The organism is Pseudorhodoferax soli (assembly GCF_003337555.1).
Classification (GTDB): Bacteria; Pseudomonadota; Gammaproteobacteria; order Burkholderiales; family Burkholderiaceae_C; genus Pseudorhodoferax; species Pseudorhodoferax soli.
The window spans coordinates 301,552-317,872 of the sequence record NZ_QPJK01000001.1; the positions used below are offsets into that span (position 1 = coordinate 301,552).

A 16,321-nucleotide genomic window follows, 5' to 3' on the forward strand; every position below is an offset into this window, starting at 1 on the left:
GAGGAACAAAGCCCGGCAGCTTGCCGGCCCCTGATGACGTGCGCGTTAAGCCCGTCAAGCCCCCGTGTTCGCGAACAGGCCCACGATGAACTGGCGCAACCAGGCCCGCGCCGGCTCGCTGGCATGGCGCCGGCTCCAGTGCAGCGAGACCGTGAACTCCGCCAGCGGCAGCGGCGGCTCCACCAGCGCATAGCCGCCCTGCTCGGCAAAACCCAGCGCAATGTTGCGTGGCATCACGACGGCGAGGTCGGTCGCGCGCACGATGGCCGGCAGCACGAGGAAGTGGTGCGTGGTCAGGCGCAGCCGGTCCTGCAGCTGCAGCAGCTCGAGGATGCGCAGCGTGTCCGAATGCGTGCGCACGGCCACCAGTTCCAGTTCGCGCAGCCAAGCCAGGCCATCGCCCGCCTTGCGGCGCGTGCGCAGCAGCGGGTGGCCCTCGCGCAGCAGCACGATGTAGCGGTCGCGCAGCAGCGCCACCTGCTCGGTGCCCTGCACCGTGGGCAGGAAGCCGAAGGCCAGGTCGATGCGGCCGTCGTCCAGCGCCGGGGCGATCTCGGCCGCCGGCAGCTGCATGGTCTCCACCCGCACGCCAGGCGCGGCCCGCAGCAGCGCGGCCATGAGCTCGGGCAGGAAGCGCGCCTCGCCGATGTCGGAGAGGTGCAGGCGGAACACCTGGCGCGCGCTGGCCGGATCGAAGCTGGCCTGCGCGTTGAGCGCCTGCTCCAGGATGCCCAGCGCCTCGCGCACCGCGCTGCCCAGGGCCTCGGCCTTGGGCGTGGGCCGCACGCCTGCGCCGGCACGCACGAACAGCGGGTCGTGCAGCAGCGTGCGCAGCCGCGCCAGGCCCTGGCTCGCGGCGGGCTGGGTGATGTCCAGCAACTCGGCCGCCCGGCTCACGTTGCGCGTGCGGCCGATGGCGTCGAACAGCCGCAACAGGTTCAGGTCGAGCGCGTTGATATGCATCTGGCGAATGGTTCTTATCCGGATCATTTTATTGATCGCATGAGCCAGCCGGCCGAAGATCGTGGGCTTCATTCCATGCACACCGCACCCATGCCCGACCAACCCAGCGTGCCCACCGTCCGCCATGCCGTGCTGCAACTGCTGCGCGACTTCGGCATCGACACCATCTTCGGCAACCCCGGCTCCACCGAGCTGCCGCTGTTCCTCGATTTCCCGGCCGACTTCCGCTACGTGCTGGGGCTGCAGGAATCCGTGGTCGTGGGCATGGCCGACGGCTACGCCCAGGCCACGGGAAACGCGGCCTTCGTCAACCTGCATTCGGCCGCCGGCGTGGGCCACGCCATGGGCAACATCTTCACGGCGCACAAGAACCGCACGCCCATGGTCATCACGGCCGGGCAGCAGGCGCGCTCCATCCTGCCGTTCGAGCCCTTCCTGTTCTCGGCCCAGGCGACCGAACTGCCCAAGCCCTACGTGAAGTGGAGCGTGGAGCCCGCGCGTGCCGAAGACGTGCCGCTGGCCATCGCGCGGGCCTACTACGTCGCCATGCAGGAACCCAAGGGGCCGGTGCTGGTGTCGATCCCGGCCGACGACTGGGCGCGGCCGGCCGAGCCCGTGCTGGCGCGCACGGTGAGCCAGGTGGCGCGGCCCGATCCGGCCCTGCTGGCGCGCATCGGCGAGCAGCTGGAGGCGAGCCGCCGGCCCGCCCTGGTGGTCGGAGCCGCCACCGACCGCGCCGGCGCCTGGGACGCCACCGTGGCCCTGGCCGAGCGCCACCTGGCCCGCGTGTGGATCGCGCCCATGTCGGGCCGCGCGGGCTTCCCGGAAGACCACCCGCTGTTCGCCGGCTTCCTGCCGGCCATGCGCGAGCAGATCGTGCAGAAGCTGGCCGGCCACGACTTCGTGGTCGCACTGGGCGCCGCGGCCTTCACCTACCACGTGGAAGGCCAGGGCCCGCACCTGCCGGCCGGCGCCAGCCTGGCGCAGATCGTCGACGACCCGCAGGTGGCGGCCTGGGCGCCGGTGGGCCTGGCGGTGGTCGGCAACATCCGGCTGGCCGTCGAGGAACTGCTGGCCCGGCCCCTGGCCGAGGCCGGCCACCGCGAGCCGCCGCTGGCGCGCCAGCCGGTGCCGTTGCCGGAACCGCCGGCGCCGGGCGTGCGCCCGTCCACAGCCTGGGTGCTGCACCGGCTGGACCGCCTGCGCCCGGCTGGCGCCGTGGTCGTCGAAGAAGCACCGAGCGCGCGCCACACCATGCAGCAGCACCTGCCCATGCGCGCGGCCGGCAGCTTCTACACCATGTGCAGCGGCGGGCTGGGCCACAGCCTGCCGGCCGCCGTGGGCGTGGCGTTGGGCCGGCCGGGCGAGAAAGTCATCGCGCTGATCGGCGACGGCTCCGCCATGTACGCCATCCAGGCGCTGTGGAGCGCGGCCCAGCTGCGCCTGCCGCTCACGGTGCTGATCCTCAAGAACCGCAGCTATGCGGCGCTCAACATGTTCGCGCCGGCCTTCGGCTTCGCGGCCGGTACGGAACTGCCGGGCACCGCCCTGCCCGACCTGGACTTCGTGGCCCTGGCCCAAGGCCATGGCTGCCAGGGCCTGCGCGCGGCCGACGCCGAGGCGCTGGAACGGCTGCTGCCGCAGGCACTGGCCGCAGCCCAGCCCACGCTGCTGGAAATCGAAGTCGATTGAAGAAGAACGCCCAAGGAGACGAACACATGACCATCCACCGCCGCACCGCACTGGCCGCAATGGCCGCACTCACGACCGCGTGGACCGCCGATGCGCAGGCCCAGGCCCAGGCCTGGCCCGCCAAGCCGATCCGCCTGGTCGTCAACTTCCCGCCCGGCGGCGCGGCCGACCAGATCGCGCGCGCCGTTGGCACCCCGCTGTCCGAAGCGCTGGGCCAGCCCGTGGTGGTGGAGAACCGCGGCGGCGCCAACGGCAACATCGGCGGCGAGGCCGTGGCCAAGGCCGCACCGGACGGCTACACGCTGCTGATGAGCTCGGGCGGCATGGTCTCGGTCAACCCGCACATCTATGCCCGCATGCCGTTCGACCCGGTGCGCGACATCGTGCCCGTGGCCTCGGCCGCGCGCGTGCTGGTCTACCTGCTGGTGCGGCCCGACCTGCCGCCCAAGAACATCGCCGAGTTCATCGCCTACCTGAAGGCCAACCCGGGCAAGCTCTCCTACGGCTCGCCCGGCAACGGCAGCTCGCCGCACCTGGCCGGCGAGATGATGAAGGCGCAGGCCAATGTCTTCGCGGTGCACGTGCCCTACCGCGGCGCGGCGCCCGCGCTGCAGGATCTGCTGGCCGGCCAGATCGACTACTTCTTCGACCCCGGCATCGGCCTGAACCAGGTGCGCGCCGGCAAGCTGCGCCTCTTGGCCGTGGGCAGCCCCAAGCGCTCGCCGGCCTTCCCCGATGTGCCCACGCTGGCCGAGGCCGGCCTGCCGGGCTTCGACGCGGACACCGTGTTCGGCTTCTACGCGCCGGCCGGCACGCCGGCCGAGGTGATCGCGCGGCTGAACCGCGAGATCAACCGCATCCTGCTGACGGCGCCGCTGCGCGAGCGCATGCTGGCCCTGGGTGGAGAGGCACTGCCTTTGAGCCCGGAGCAGTTCCACCAGCGCGCGGAGGAAGACTCCAAGCGCTTCGGGGCGATCATCCGCGCGCGCGGCATCCGCGGGGACTAGCCCAGCACGATCTCCAGCGCGGCCGCGCCTGCGGCCTGCGCCAGCGCATCCTCCCAGTCGCGCAGCGCCACGCTGGCAGCGCCCGGGCGGTAGCGGTTGGCCCCGCGCGTGAAGGCCAGTGGCCGCCCGTTCAGTACCAGCTGTTGCACGCCGCAGCCGCGCGGCCCGACGCGGTAGCGCACCGCCAGGGCGGTTCCGCGCAGCGTGGCCTGTGCGGCCAGGCCGTCCAGGCTCTGCGGCATGACCGGATCGAACTGCACCGCGTCGTGGCTGGAGCGCAGCCCCAGCAGCTGCCGCATGACCAGGCTCAGCGCGATGCCTGCACCGCTGGAGTACACGCGCCAGCCGCCCTGCACGCCTACCTCGCCGGCGAGCAGGCGGTCGTATTGCGCTGCGGCCTCGTAGCGGTCGGCGAACTCCGCGTCGGAACTCGAGTAGTAGCAGTTGGCCTGACGCAGCCGGGCCTGCGGCAGCCACTGCTGCATGCCGACCGGGTTGGCCTGGCACAGGGCGGCGAAGAAGGCCTCGGCATCGCCGTGCTGCGCGAGCGCCTCGGCATAGCGCAGGTGGGCATGGGTGTACATGAGCCCGATCTCGCGGCCGAAGAAGCTGCTGCTCTCGGCCCGCTGGAACAGCGTCTGCGGCCCGCCGCGGTAGGCCAGCGGGCGGTCGAACAAACGCGCGCCGTCGGGGCCCAGCAGATGCGCGCGGACCAGGGCCAGGTGCCGGGCGGCCTCGGCCGGGTCCAGCATCTCGTTGATCACGGCGTGGACCATGGGCAACAGGCTGTAGCGGGCGCCCGTGACCGCATCGCGCGGGTGCAGCAGGTAGCGCGGCGCGCCGCTGGCCTCGAACAGGGCATAGCCGGCCAGCACGCCATCGGGCATCAGCTGCTGCTGAAAATCGTGCAGCACCGGAGCGGCCTGCGCCAGCAGCGCGCTCGCCTCGGCCGTGCGACCCAGTGACTGCAGCGCCTGCCCCAGCGTGCGCAGCATCTGGTAGTGCAGCGTCACAGTCCAGGTGCTGCACAGCCGCTCGCGCAGCGCCGGGTCGGCCGGCTGCAGCGAATCGTTCCAGTCGCCGTGGCCATAGGCCGCGAGATGCGTGGACGGGATGCGCCGGTGCGCCACCACGCCCAGCGCCCGTTCCACGTGCTGCCACACCGTGGCCCGCTCGGCATGCGTCGGGCCCTCGCCATGGAAGAAGGGCAGCACTTCGTCGAGCAGGCCGCTGTCGCCCGAGGCCTGCAGGTACTGGCCCAGTGCCACGAGCGGCCAGAACACGATGTCGCCGTGCGAATCGCTGGCGCGCACCAGCCTGTCGCGCGCGAAGAACATGAACCACTGGGGCCAGTCGCCGTCTGGCTGCTGCTCGGCGAACACGCGCAGCAGCAGGTCGCGCAGCGGCGCGAGGCAGCCGTGCGCCAACAGCAGTTCCACGGGCCCCTGGCTCACGTCCCGCGTGCCCCAGCCGCCGCCCGTGTACTGCTCCAGGCCACGCGGGGCGAGGTAGTGCACGAGCGCGTTGTTCTGCAGCCAGGGCAGCCATTCGGACAGCGCCGCCATGCTGGCCTGGGCTCCACCCTGCGGCAGGTCCAGCCGCGGCAGGTGCAGCGCTGTCAGGCGGGGCAAGGCGGCATCGGGCGCCTCCGACGGGCCGAGCAGCCGGGAGCGGATGTCCAGGCCGAAGGCGTGGCACGGCAGGGTCTGCAGGCACAGGAAGGGCTGGCCGCGCGACTGCCCGTCCAGGTAGAGCCGTTCGTCCGCGCCCACACCGTCCAGCAGCGCCGCGCTGTGCGCATGGGGCTGCAGCGCGAAGCTGCCGCCCGGGTACTGCTGCTGCGCGGCGCTGCCGGGCGCGGGCGCCACCGTCACCGTGCCGTCCTCGCCGCGCCGCCAGGTGGGCATGCCCGGAGCCAGGCCGTCGTCGCCCTGCAGGGCGAGGTGGTGCGTGAGGAGGAAGCGCCGCGCGGGGCCTTCGTCCACCTGCAGCGCGAGCGACAGCACGTGGTCCTCGGCCGCGGCGCTGGCGCTGACCGTGAGCACGCCGCCCGCATGGGCGTAGACCCACTGGCATCGGCGGTCGGACATGGCGAAGGCCGAGGGCTGGCCCAACCGCTGCCATTGCCCGTCGACTTCCACAAATACGCGCTGGCCGCTGCTGTGGCTCAGCCCCAGGTAGCTGCGCTCGGTGGACAGCAGCCGGTGGATGGCGACATGGCCCTCGGTCACCATGGAATGGAAGACGCCGGCCATCCAGCAAGTGCTGGTGAGGCTGCGTTCGTCGGGCACCAGGTGCGCGCCCGTGCGCAGCAACTGGCCATGCGGGCGCAGCGTCTGCCGCTCCTTGTGCGGCAAGGCCACGTGCGTGCCGCAGGCCGCGAAGAAGGACAGCAGCCGCCCGTCGGCGCTGCGCTCCAACTGGCGCCAGGGCGTCGGGAAGCGCAGGACCAGCTGCGGCTCGGACAGCTCCTGCGTTGCCAGGCCGCCCGCCTGCGTGAACAGGCTGGGCACGGCCTCGCGCCACGCCGGGGCAGGCTCGGCGGACTCGGCGGACTCGGCGGACTCGGCCAACTCTTTCAAGGCCGGCACGGCAGCGGCCAGTGTCGCCCACGCATCGGCCTGCGCCAGGTCGGCCATGCCGCTCGCCTCGGGATGGTCGGCCTGCACGCCGGCGAAGAAGCCCAGGCGCGCATCCGCGTGCGCCGCCATCACGCAGGGCGCGTCCTGCAAGGCCAGCATGGCGTGTTCGTGCTGCAGCCGCTGGCTCGGCAGGTCGGCCGTGGCCACCACGGGCGCCGCACCGCTGCGCCAGCCCAGGCCGAGCGATTGCAGCGCATCCGTCGCGTAGCCGACCGCACGCCGCAACGAGCCCATGAGCAGCCAGGGATGGCGCTGGCCGGCGCCTGCCAGGTTCTGCCGCGTCGCGAGCACGGTGCCCCGCGACGCATGCGCCAGCGGTGCATGGTCCAGGTACTGGCTGACGTAGTAGCCGTTGATGCGCACCGCGCCGTAGGGCGCCAGCGCGACGTCCTGCAGCAGCACCAGGTCGACCGTCTGCGCGCTGTCACCCGCGTTGTGCAGGTCCACGTGCCAGGACCAGACCGGCGCCGTGGCGTGCAGCTGCATCCGCACCCGGTAGCGCAGATCGCCCCAGCGCCCGCGTGCCTCCCACGCACCGGCGTGCAGGCGCCATTGCGCGCCGCTGGTCGGCGAGAGCAGGTTGAGGCTGTCCAGCACCGCCGCCCCCTCTCGGCGCCGCAGCCACAGGGCCGTGGCGCCGGCTTCGAGCGCATCGCCGGCGAACAGCTTGATGGTGGTGTCGCCGAAGTCCAGGCGGTGCAAGGTGCCATTGGCATGGAAGGCCGCGGACAGGCCGCCGGGGCTTTGCAGCACCAGCCCGGCAGCGGCCGGATCGAGAGGAGCGTTCATGGATGCGGGAGGGACGGACGGTGGAGAGATGGGCAGGGTGGCAGCGCGCGGCCGCCGGCGGCTGCCGTGAACCGCAGCCGGGCCGGCAAGCGGTGCACCACGAGGCCGGCGGGTGGCAGGCAGGCCAGCGGCTTGCCGTCGATGCTGGCGCGCGCGGGCGCGGCGCTGCCGGGCAGCGCGATGACCAGCCCGCCGGCGGGCGGTCGCATGCCGCCGGCGATGTCCACGGTCATCGTCGCGCCCACGCGGCGGGCGCGGTAGCTCAGCGGGCCGCGCGGCGTGTGCAGTTCGCGCAGCGCCAGGCCCTGGCCCTGCAGCCAGGCCGGATCCACGCCGGCGCCGAGGACCCAGGCCTCGCGCTCGGGCGCTTCGTAGGCGAACAGGTCCAGCGTGGCGCGCAGGAAGTCGGACGCCACCCAGCCGTGCGGCATGTCGCCCAGGAAGCGCGGCGCGCGCGGGTCGCGCCCCACCACCTCGGCCCATTGCTTCCAGCCCAGCGGGCGGCGGTCGCGCAGGAAGTAGTCCGCCGCGGCCAGCGCGCGCTCGCGCTCGCCCAGGCGCACGAGCGCGCCCACCGTGCGCCATTCGTAGGGGGTGTAAGCATCCCAGGTCTGGGGGCCGTCGCGGCGCTCGGTGAAGTTGCGCCAGTACTGCGCGAAGGTCGCGTGCAGCGCGGCCGGCGGCAACACGCCCTGCAGACCGGCCGGGGCGAGGGCCACGGTGGTGGAGGTCGCGTCGAAGTCGCCGCGGTCGGCCGCGCCGGGGATGGCGGCCATGCCGTACTTGTGCTGCGCCTGGGCGATGGAGGACAGCACGTCGCGCTGGAAGCAGGCCTGCTGCGCGCGCCAATGCGCCGCGGCCGTGGTGTCGCCCAGCGCCTGCGCCATCGCCGCGCCATCGGCATAGCCCAGCAGGCCCCAGAAGTTGTCCCAGTACGCGTAGGCCGCCTGGTCGGAATAGCCTTCGTGGCTGATGGAGGGCGGCAGCAGACCCAGGTAGAGACTGCGCGCGGGCGTGCCGTTCTTCTGTGCGCCCTCCTCGGCACGCAGGCTGTCCATGTAGGCCAACACCTTTTGCGCGGCCGGCCACTTGTCGCGCAGCCAGGCCAGGTCGCCGGTGTGGCCGTAGGTGGTGGCCAGCAGGTGCAGGTAGGCGCCCATGCTGTCGTTCTCGGGCACCGGGTCGGCGCCGCGCGCATCGATGCAGCAGGGCACCTTGCCATTGGCGAAGAGTTGCGGCGTGAACCAGTCGGCGTAGTCCCGCGCCACCTGGGCGTGGCCCAGGCTGGCCAGCGCGGCGCTGGTCATCGCGCCGTCGCGGATCCACGAGCGCGCGTACGACCGCGTGCCCGGGCGGATGGCCGCGCCCTGCTGGTTGATGAGGATGTGGGCCAGCGCCGTGCGCACGGTGTCGGCCAGGCCCTGGGTGTCGCCTTCGAAACGCAGGCCGGTGCGGTTGAGGAGCGAAGCCCACTGCGCGGCGCTGCGCTGGCGCGCGGCCTGGAACCAGGCGGCCGGCGCCACGGCCTGCGGCAGGCGGGCCGGCACCGTTTGCGGCAGCACGACCACGATGTCGCCGCTGGCGCCTGCGGGCAGCTCGACGGCGTACTGCAGCGCGACCGACGCGAAGCCCTGCGGGTCTTCCCAGTGCGCGGCCTGGTCGGCGCCGGCTGGGTGCCGCAGCGCGCGCAAACCGCCCGCCCCGCCCTGGCCGAACAGCAGCCGCGTGGGCCGGGTGGTGGTCGCGAGCAAGGGCTGGCCGTCGCGCGCCAGCACGCCGTCCTGCCAGTCCAGCCGGTGCAGCGGCGCAACGCCGCCCGGGATGTTCAGGAACTGCGTCGGCGGGTTGACCTGGAAGGGGCGCACCGCCAGCCACAGCGTGATGGTGCGGGCCTGTGCCGTGGGGTTGTGCAGTCTGTAGCGCACCTGCGTCTGCAGGCCGCCCGCGTCGTCGGCGAAGGCCGTGGTCTCGAGGCGGAACTGCGGGTGTGTCCAGGCCACCTGCGGCATCGGCATGTAGCCGCGGTAGAGGCTCTGCGCGACCTGCACATCGGCCCAGCCGTGCAGTTGCCCGTCGATCTCGACGAAGGGCTCGACCGAAGGCCCGGCCTTCATCGGCTCCACGGCCCCGTCTTCCGACATCAGCGCCTGCGCGGCCCCGCCCGGCACGCCCAGCACCGTCCAGTAGGCCTGCTCGCCGCTGAAGCCGCGCGGGAACTGCCCGCGCCGGGAGAGCGTCGCCTGCTTCTCGACCAGGGCGTTCGGCGAGCCCAGTGCGCCGGCGTCCAGGAACTCCACGCCCTGCAGTGCGAGGCGGTCGCCTGCCCCCTGCTCGATCACCAGGCGCAGTTGCCGCGCCTCCTGCTCCGGGGCATACAGCACTTCGTGCCCACCGAGGCCCGCCGCCACGGCCTGCAGGGTCCGCCAGTCCTGCCCGTCCAGCGAGCCTTCGACGCGGTAGCGGCTGGCATGCTGCCCCGGTGCCCAGTGCAGCACCATGCCGCTGAGTTCGCGCGGCTGGCCGAAGTCGGTCTGCAGCACGACCGGCTGGCCGGCCGTGGGCGCTGCGGCGCTCCAGGGCATCGGCTGCGGCGCACCGTGACCCGCCTGCCACATCGGATCAGGCCACTGCGCGGGCGGCTCCGGCAGCGGCTCCATGGCCAGTGCGTCGAAGCACAGTTCGCCGCGCGCGCCCTGCGCGCCCACCAGCACCAGTTCGATGCGCTCGGTGTGGCGCAGGGTCTTGTCCGCCGCCGGGCCCCACGCGAACCCGATGTGCCGGCGCTTGGTGGCCAGCGCCGTCCATTGCGCCGGTGCGGCGAGATCCGCGCGCCGGTGCCACCAGACGTTGTTGCCGCTCGCATCGACGAGCTTGAGTTCCAGCGCCGTGAGCGCGCCCTGCCCACGGACCGGGATGGCGAGCACGAAGTTGCCCTCGAAGTCCAGCGGCAAGGCCCGGCCCAAGGCCACATGGCCCGCGACGCGGCCGAAGTCGTAGCGCACGCAGGCCGCGCTGCTGCGGTCCGGCGCGGGCCGCAACTCGGCCTGCACCTGGTCGGTGGCCGACAGCGTCCACGCCTGCAGGTCCGTGAAGTCGGCCAGGGTGCGCGCCTGTGCGAGCGCAGGCGCCAGCGCGGGCATGAGCCAGGCCCAGAGCAGCAGTGCGATCCACCGCATCACTTCACCCCGCCCGACAGGATGCCGCTCACGTAGAAGCGCTGGGTGCACAGGAACAGCAGCAGCACGGGCGCCACCGTCACCACGGCGCCGGCCATCATGAGTTCGCTGTCCTGCACATGCTCGCGCGACAGCGAGGCGAGCGCCAGCGGCAGGGTGTGCAGGCGGTCGCCGGTCAGCACGATCAGCGGCCACATGAAGTCGTTCCAGCTGCCGAGGAAGGTCAGCACGGCCAGCGTCGCCAGCGCCGGGCGCAGCAGCGGCAGCACGATGCGCCGGAAGATGTAGAACTCGCCCGCGCCGTCGATGCGCGCCGCCTCCAGCAGTTCGTCGGGGATGGTCTCGGCCTGGCGGCGGATCAGGAAGATGCCGAAGATGCTGGCCATGCCGGGGATCAGCACGCCGAGGTAGGTGTTCACCAGCCCCATGTTCTTGAGCAACAGGAACAGCGGCAGCATCGCCACCTGGCCCGGGATGACCAGCGCGCTCACGAGCAGCTGAAAGATGCGCTCCTTGCCGGCGAACGCGAGCTTGGCGAAGGCGTAGCCCGCGGCGCTGTTGAAGGCCAGCGACAGCAGCGTGCTCGCGCTGGCCAGCAGCACGCTGTTGGCGATGTAGCGCCACAGGCCCTCCAGCGCGAACAGCTCGCGGTAGTTGTGCAACGTGGCCTGCGCCGGCAGCAAGGGCGGCGGCACCGTGCTGGCCTCGCCGGGGGCCATGAACGAGACGCTGAGCATCCAGACCAGCGGGCTCAGCGCGAACAGCGCGATCAAGAGCAGCAGGCCATGCACGGCGATGCCCTGCCCCGCGGTGCCATGCCCGGGCATCACCAGCGCCTCCACCGGCGCAGCGCCAGCAAGGCGCCCGTGAACACCATCATGAGCACGAACAGCAAGAAGGCCACGGCGCTGGCCGAGCCCAGGTTCCACCACTTGAAGCCCTCCTCGTACATCAGGTAGAGCACGCTGACGGTGCTGCGCGCCGGCCCGCCCTGGGTCATCACATAGGGCTCGCCGAACAGCTGGAAGTAGCCCGTCACCGTCAGGATACCCACCATGGACAGCGTGGGCCCGAGCAGCGGCAGCGTCACGCGGCGAAAGCGCTGCCAGGCGCCGGCGCCGTCCATCGCCGCCGCCTCGTAGAGATCGCGCGGGATGCCCTGCAGCCCCGCCAGCAGGATCACGGCGTTGTAGCCAAAGTTCTTCCACACCGCGAACAGCACGATGGCCGGCATGGACCAGCGCGGGTCGCCGAGCCAGTCCACCGGTGCGATGCCGACCTGCGCCAGCAGGTGGTTGACCCAGCCGTAGCGCGTGTGCAGCAGGTAGCGCCAGATCACGGCCACGGCCACCATGGTCGCCACCACCGGCGCGAAGACCGCGGTGCGGAAGAAGCCCTGCACGCGCGCGGCCGCCGCATGCAGCAGCAGCGCGCACAGCAACGAGAGCCCGAGCGACAGCGGCACGCCGAGCAGCACGAAGTACAGCGTGTTGCCCAGCGCGTTCCAGAACTCCGCCGAGCGCAGCAGCGCGAGGTAGTTCTGCAGGCCGACGAAGCGCAGCTGGCGCATGTCGGCCAGCGCGTAGAGGTCGAAGTCGGTGATGCTGAGCAGCAGCGCCATGAGCACGGGCAGCAGGAAGAACACGGCGATCAGCGCGAGCGCGGGGCCGGCGAAGATCCATGCCACCCAGGTGGCCCGGCTGCGCCTCACGCGCGCCCTTCGCCGGACGGCTGCAGCAGCCAGCGGCGCTTGGCCAGGATCGCATCGACCTGGGCATCGAGTGCGGCCAGCGTCGGGGTCGCCGCGTCGCCGCCGCGGACCAACTGCTCGGCCGCGCGCTGCATCTCCACGGCGATGCGCTCCCATTCGAGCACGGCCGGGGCAGGCTTGACGCGCTGCAACTGGTCGGCGAAGGCAGAGGCCCTCTCGTCCGCGTGCAGCCCGGCCAGTGGCCAGGCGCTGCGGCGCGACGGCAGGTTGCCAGTCAGCCCATGGAAGCGGGCCTGCACCGCGGGCTCGTTCAGGTACTCGACGAGGCGCCAGGCCGCGTCCTGCCGCGGGCTGCGGCTGTGCACCACCAGGCTCGCGCCACCGGCGATCGACGCGCCCGGGCCGTTGGGCCCCGGCAGCGCCGCGCAGCCCCAGCTGGCCTGCTGCTGCGGCGGCAGGCGGCGCTTGAGCTCGCCCATGTTCCAGGGGCCGGAAACGAAGAAGGCGAAGCGGCCCTTGCCGAACTCGGTCCACAGGTTGCTGATCTGCTCCTTGCCCTGCAGGTCGGCCCAGCCGCGGCGGAAGAAGCCGCTGTAGAAATCCAGCGCGCGGCCGAAGCCGGGGTTGGAGAAGTTGCCGCGCGTGTCCTGCTCGCGCAGCAGGCCCTCGTCCTGCTGCAGGGCCAGCGCCAGCAGCGGCTCGAACTCGTTGACGGCCAGGAACATCGGCTTGCCCTGGCCCGCGAGCCGCAGCTTGAGCGCCTCCAGCATCTGCGCCCAGCCGGCCCAATCCTGCGCCATCTGCGCGAAGCCGGCCTGGGCCAGCAGATCGCGGCGGTAGAACAGCAGCCGCGTGTCCACGTACCAGGGCAGGCCCAGCAGGGCCGGCGCACCGGTGGCCGCACGCGCGGCGATGCGCGCGGCCCGGTTGGTGGCCAGGATGCCGGGGAAGTAGTCGCCGGTGTCGACGACCGTGGACGCCTGCACGCGCGCCTGGAGCGGTGCCAGCACACCGAGCTGCGCCATCTCGGCGATCCAGGTGTTGCCCAGCTGGAAGACGTCGGGCAGGCTGTTGCCCACGTAAGCGGTCAGCAGCTTCTCGTGCGCGGACGACCAGGGAATCTGCTGCACCTGCACCGCGATCCCCGGATGCCGCTGCGCGAAGCCCGGCAGCAGTTCGCGGACGACCTCGGCCTCGCGGCCCATGGCCCAGAACTGCAGGGGCTGCCGGCCCGACGAAGCGGTGCAGCCGCTCAGCGCCACGGAGGCGCCGGTGCCCAGCAACAGTGTGCGCCGGCGCATGCCCCTCACGACACCTCGTCCGCGTCGCCCTCGCTCAACCATCCGCCTTCGAAGCCAGCGCGCGAAAGGCCCAGCCGCACCGCGGGGTTGGCCCGCATGCGCTCCCAGACCAGGCCGCTGCGGTGGTTCTCGAACATGGCGACGATCGGGCCCTGGTCGATACCCAGGTAGTCGGTGTCCACCCAGCCGAAGCCGGGCTTGATGCTGCCGTGCTTCAGCGTCACGTCGGCCGGCACGCTCTGGTTGAAGGCGTCGAAGAAGCCGTACGAGCCCATGATGTACGGGCCATGCCGGGCCGCCATGCTGGCCAGCGTCGGCAACACGATCTCGGGGGCGAACGGCAGGGACGCGGCCACGGCGGTGGGCGCGATCGTGCCGTCGTCCACCGTGTCGGCCAGGCCCACGCCGCGCGCGGCGTAGGTGCGAAAGCGCCGTGGCACGCCCTTGACGTTGCGCACCACATCGGCCGGGCCGTTGCACGCCGCCAGCCCCCACATGGTGTTGCCGTAGCCCTTCCAGCCCAGGGGGTTGCGTTCGGCGTAGGCCTGGTGCGCGTAGGCGGCGCGGCGCGAGTTCTCGAAATAGTCGAGGCCCTTGCTGCGCATGAACGCGTCCTGGATGCCGCGCAGGTCCAGCCAGACCTGGCTGTACTGGTGGCCGAACAAGGGGCCGAAGCTGAGCTGGGCCTGGCCTTCGACCGCGCCCCAGTGGGCGGCGTAGCCCTGGGTCCAGGCGGCGTAGGCGTCGCCGCGCGCGGGATGCGTGGGCGAGCCGAGCGCCAGGATGTAGACCAGCATGGCCTCGTTGTAGCCGACCCAGTCCAGGCTCAGAAAGCCCGCGTGGCGGGCCTTCGCGCTCGCACTGTGGTCGCTGCCGGCGACCAAGAGGTCTGCAGGCGCCTTGCGCACGTCCGGCAGCCAGCCATGGGCGATGGCCGGCGCGCGCGGCTGCATCCACTGCCAGTCCACCCGCTCGTACAGCGCCGCGCTGAGGCGGCGGATCTCCTGCTCGGTCGGGTGGTCGCCGTCGAAGTAGCTGCCTGAGAACAGCACGCCGGCCATCAGCAGCGCGGTGTCCACGCTGGACAGTTCGATCTGCCCGTAGCGCCGCCCGCTCTCGAGATGCAGGAAGCGGTAGAAGAAGCCGCGGTGGCCGGCCATGCCCGCCTCGGCCTCGCCCTGCGGTGCATTGAGCAGGAAGCGCAGCGTCTTGCGCGTGCGTGCCGCGGCCTGCGCGCGCCCGACGTAGCCGCGCTCGGCGCCGATGCCATAGGCCGTGAGGCCGAAGCCGACCGCGGCGATGCTGCAGAACGAGGGCGAGGGAAAGCGGTCCGGCACCAGGCCGGTCACCGGATGGGCGGTTTCCCAGAAGTAGTTGAAGGTCTGGCGCTGCAGCTTGTCGAACGCGAAGGCTGGCGCGGCCGTGTCGGCGTCTGCGGGCAGGCTTGCGAGCGCCGGCCCGCTGGCGGCGGCCAGCGCGGCAATGCAGAACTGGCGGCGCGAGGCTGCGGTGGCGAAATCGATGGAGAAGGTCATGGCATCACACCTCGTCAAACAGGCATTGGCCATTGCTGGCGATCACACGCGCGTAGTGCGCACCGCTGTCCTTGAGCGTGCGCCGCTGGTTCTGGAAGTCGACATGCACCAGGCCGAAGCGCTTGGAGTAGCCGTGCGCCCACTCCAGGTTGTCCAGCAGCGACCAGGCGTAGTAGCCGCGCAGGTCACAGCCGTCGGCGATGGCCTGGCGCAGCACCCGCAGGTGTTGGCGCAGGTAGTGCATGCGCAAGGGGTCGTGCACCGCCCCGCCCTGCGCCACCGGCGGGTCGTAGAAGGCCGAGCCGTTCTCGGTGATGTAGACGGGCGGGTTGCCGTAGCGCGTGCGCACCCAGTTCAGCGTGTCCAGCAGGCCCTGCGGGAACACCTCCCAGCCGGTCTCCGAATACGTGGCGCCGGGCTGCACGGGCCGGTCCACCGGCAGCGGAAAGCGGCCCCCGTCGTCGCGCACCACGTTGCGCGTGTAGTAGTTGATGCCCAGGAAATCGATGGGCGTGCGGATCAGCTCCAGGTCGGAGGCCGGGAACGACGGCCAGGCCGCGCCGAACATCTGCACCAGCACCTCGTCGTAGCGGCCGCGGAACACCGGGTCCATGAAGTGCCGGTTCATGTAGGCATGGGCCCGGCGCGTGGCGGCGCGGTCCTGCAGCGCATCGGAGGCCGGGTACTTGGGTTCCAGGTTCACGACCAGGCCGATGCGGTGCGCGCCGCTGGCACGGTAGGCCTGCACCGCCTTGCCGTGGGCCCGCAGCAGGTTGTGCGCCACGATGGGGGCCTCGTACAGGTTGCGGTGCCCCGGCGCCAGCGCACCCGACAGGTAGCCCCCATCCATCACGACCCAGGGCTCGTTGAGCGTGGTCCACATCTTCACGCGGCCGTCCAGGCGCCGAAACACGCGCTCGGCGTACTCGGCGAACCAGTCGGCGCTGTCGCGGTTGAGCCAGCCGCCGCAGTCGTCGAGTGCCGCCGGCAGGTCCCAGTGGTACAGCGTGGCGTTGGGCGCGATGCCGGCCTCGAGCAGGCCGTCGACCAGGCGTTCGTAGAAGTCGAGGCCGGCCTCGTTCACCGCGCCCGTGCCCTGCGGCAGCACGCGGCCCCAGGCGATGCTGAAGCGGTAGCTCTGCAGCCCCAGGCGCCGCATCAGCGCGATGTCTTCCGGCCAGCGGTGGTAGTGGTCGCAGGCCACGTCGCCGGTGTCCCCGTCGCGCACCATGCCTGGCGTGTGGCAGAAGCGGTGCCAGATCGAGGCGCCCGCACCGTCCGCCAGGGGCGAGCCCTCGATCTGGTAGGCGGCCGTTGCCGCGCCCCACAGGAAATCGTCTGGGAAATCCATGCCATCCACCCGTTCTACCGATGCCGTACCAGTCCGCACGCCCCAGGACATGCAGACCTTCCGTTTGCGTCGCCTTTCGGCCCGGCCCGCCGACGACGCGGACAGCCACATGGTGGCTGCCGCGCCATCGACCTGGCAAGGCTTTCCGCCTGAA

10 protein-coding genes are annotated in these 16,321 nt (G+C 72.1%); 2 read left to right on the forward strand and 8 right to left on the reverse strand.

Annotated elements, in window-relative coordinates:
• Positions 1-54: 54 nt before the first annotated feature.
• Complete coding sequence (locus DES41_RS01305) at positions 55-963, reverse strand: LysR family transcriptional regulator (RefSeq protein ID WP_211332871.1); 909 nt, start codon at positions 961-963, stop codon at positions 55-57.
• A 75-nt stretch (positions 964-1,038) separates the two neighbouring features.
• On the opposite strand from DES41_RS01305, the gene mdlC reads away from it, so the two are divergent.
• Both mdlC and DES41_RS01315 read left to right on the forward strand, forming a co-directional pair.
• Positions 1,039-2,655, forward strand: coding sequence for a benzoylformate decarboxylase (mdlC, locus tag DES41_RS01310; protein WP_114465206.1), 1,617 nt, complete (start codon positions 1,039-1,041; stop codon positions 2,653-2,655).
• 26 nt (positions 2,656-2,681) lie between these two features.
• Positions 2,682-3,662: a Bug family tripartite tricarboxylate transporter substrate binding protein gene (locus DES41_RS01315; RefSeq protein WP_114465208.1), complete on the forward strand. Its 981-nt coding sequence runs from the start codon at positions 2,682-2,684 to the stop codon at positions 3,660-3,662.
• On the opposite strand, the gene DES41_RS01320 is transcribed toward DES41_RS01315, so the two are convergent.
• From DES41_RS01320 to DES41_RS01350, 7 genes are read right to left on the reverse strand one after another with little or no spacing between them, the layout of a single operon-like run.
• Complete coding sequence (locus DES41_RS01320) at positions 3,659-7,093, reverse strand: GH36-type glycosyl hydrolase domain-containing protein (RefSeq protein WP_211332872.1); 3,435 nt, start codon at positions 7,091-7,093, stop codon at positions 3,659-3,661. The two genes, DES41_RS01315 and DES41_RS01320, sit on opposite strands and share 4 nt — an antisense overlap.
• Complete coding sequence (locus DES41_RS01325; protein ID WP_114465210.1) at positions 7,090-10,269, reverse strand: discoidin domain-containing protein; 3,180 nt, start codon at positions 10,267-10,269, stop codon at positions 7,090-7,092. The genes DES41_RS01320 and DES41_RS01325 overlap by 4 nt, the downstream gene beginning before the upstream one ends.
• On the reverse strand, positions 10,269-11,096 hold the full coding sequence (locus DES41_RS01330; protein WP_114466772.1) for a carbohydrate ABC transporter permease: 828 nt from the start codon (positions 11,094-11,096) through the stop codon (positions 10,269-10,271). The genes DES41_RS01325 and DES41_RS01330 overlap by 1 nt, the downstream gene beginning before the upstream one ends.
• Positions 11,096-11,980, reverse strand: a complete 885-nt coding sequence (locus tag DES41_RS01335; RefSeq protein ID WP_245965535.1) for a carbohydrate ABC transporter permease — start codon at positions 11,978-11,980, stop codon at positions 11,096-11,098. The genes DES41_RS01330 and DES41_RS01335 overlap by 1 nt, the downstream gene beginning before the upstream one ends.
• Positions 11,977-13,281, reverse strand: a complete 1,305-nt coding sequence (locus tag DES41_RS01340; protein WP_114465212.1) for an extracellular solute-binding protein — start codon at positions 13,279-13,281, stop codon at positions 11,977-11,979. The genes DES41_RS01335 and DES41_RS01340 overlap by 4 nt, the downstream gene beginning before the upstream one ends.
• Positions 13,282-13,286: 5 nt before the next feature.
• Positions 13,287-14,816 (reverse strand): glucoamylase family protein, encoded by a 1,530-nt coding sequence (locus DES41_RS01345; protein WP_114465214.1) that lies wholly within the window; start codon positions 14,814-14,816, stop codon positions 13,287-13,289.
• Positions 14,817-14,820: 4 nt separating this feature from the next.
• Positions 14,821-16,167 (reverse strand): GH1 family beta-glucosidase, encoded by a 1,347-nt coding sequence (locus tag DES41_RS01350; protein WP_114465215.1) that lies wholly within the window; start codon positions 16,165-16,167, stop codon positions 14,821-14,823.
• Positions 16,168-16,321 lie beyond the last annotated feature (154 nt).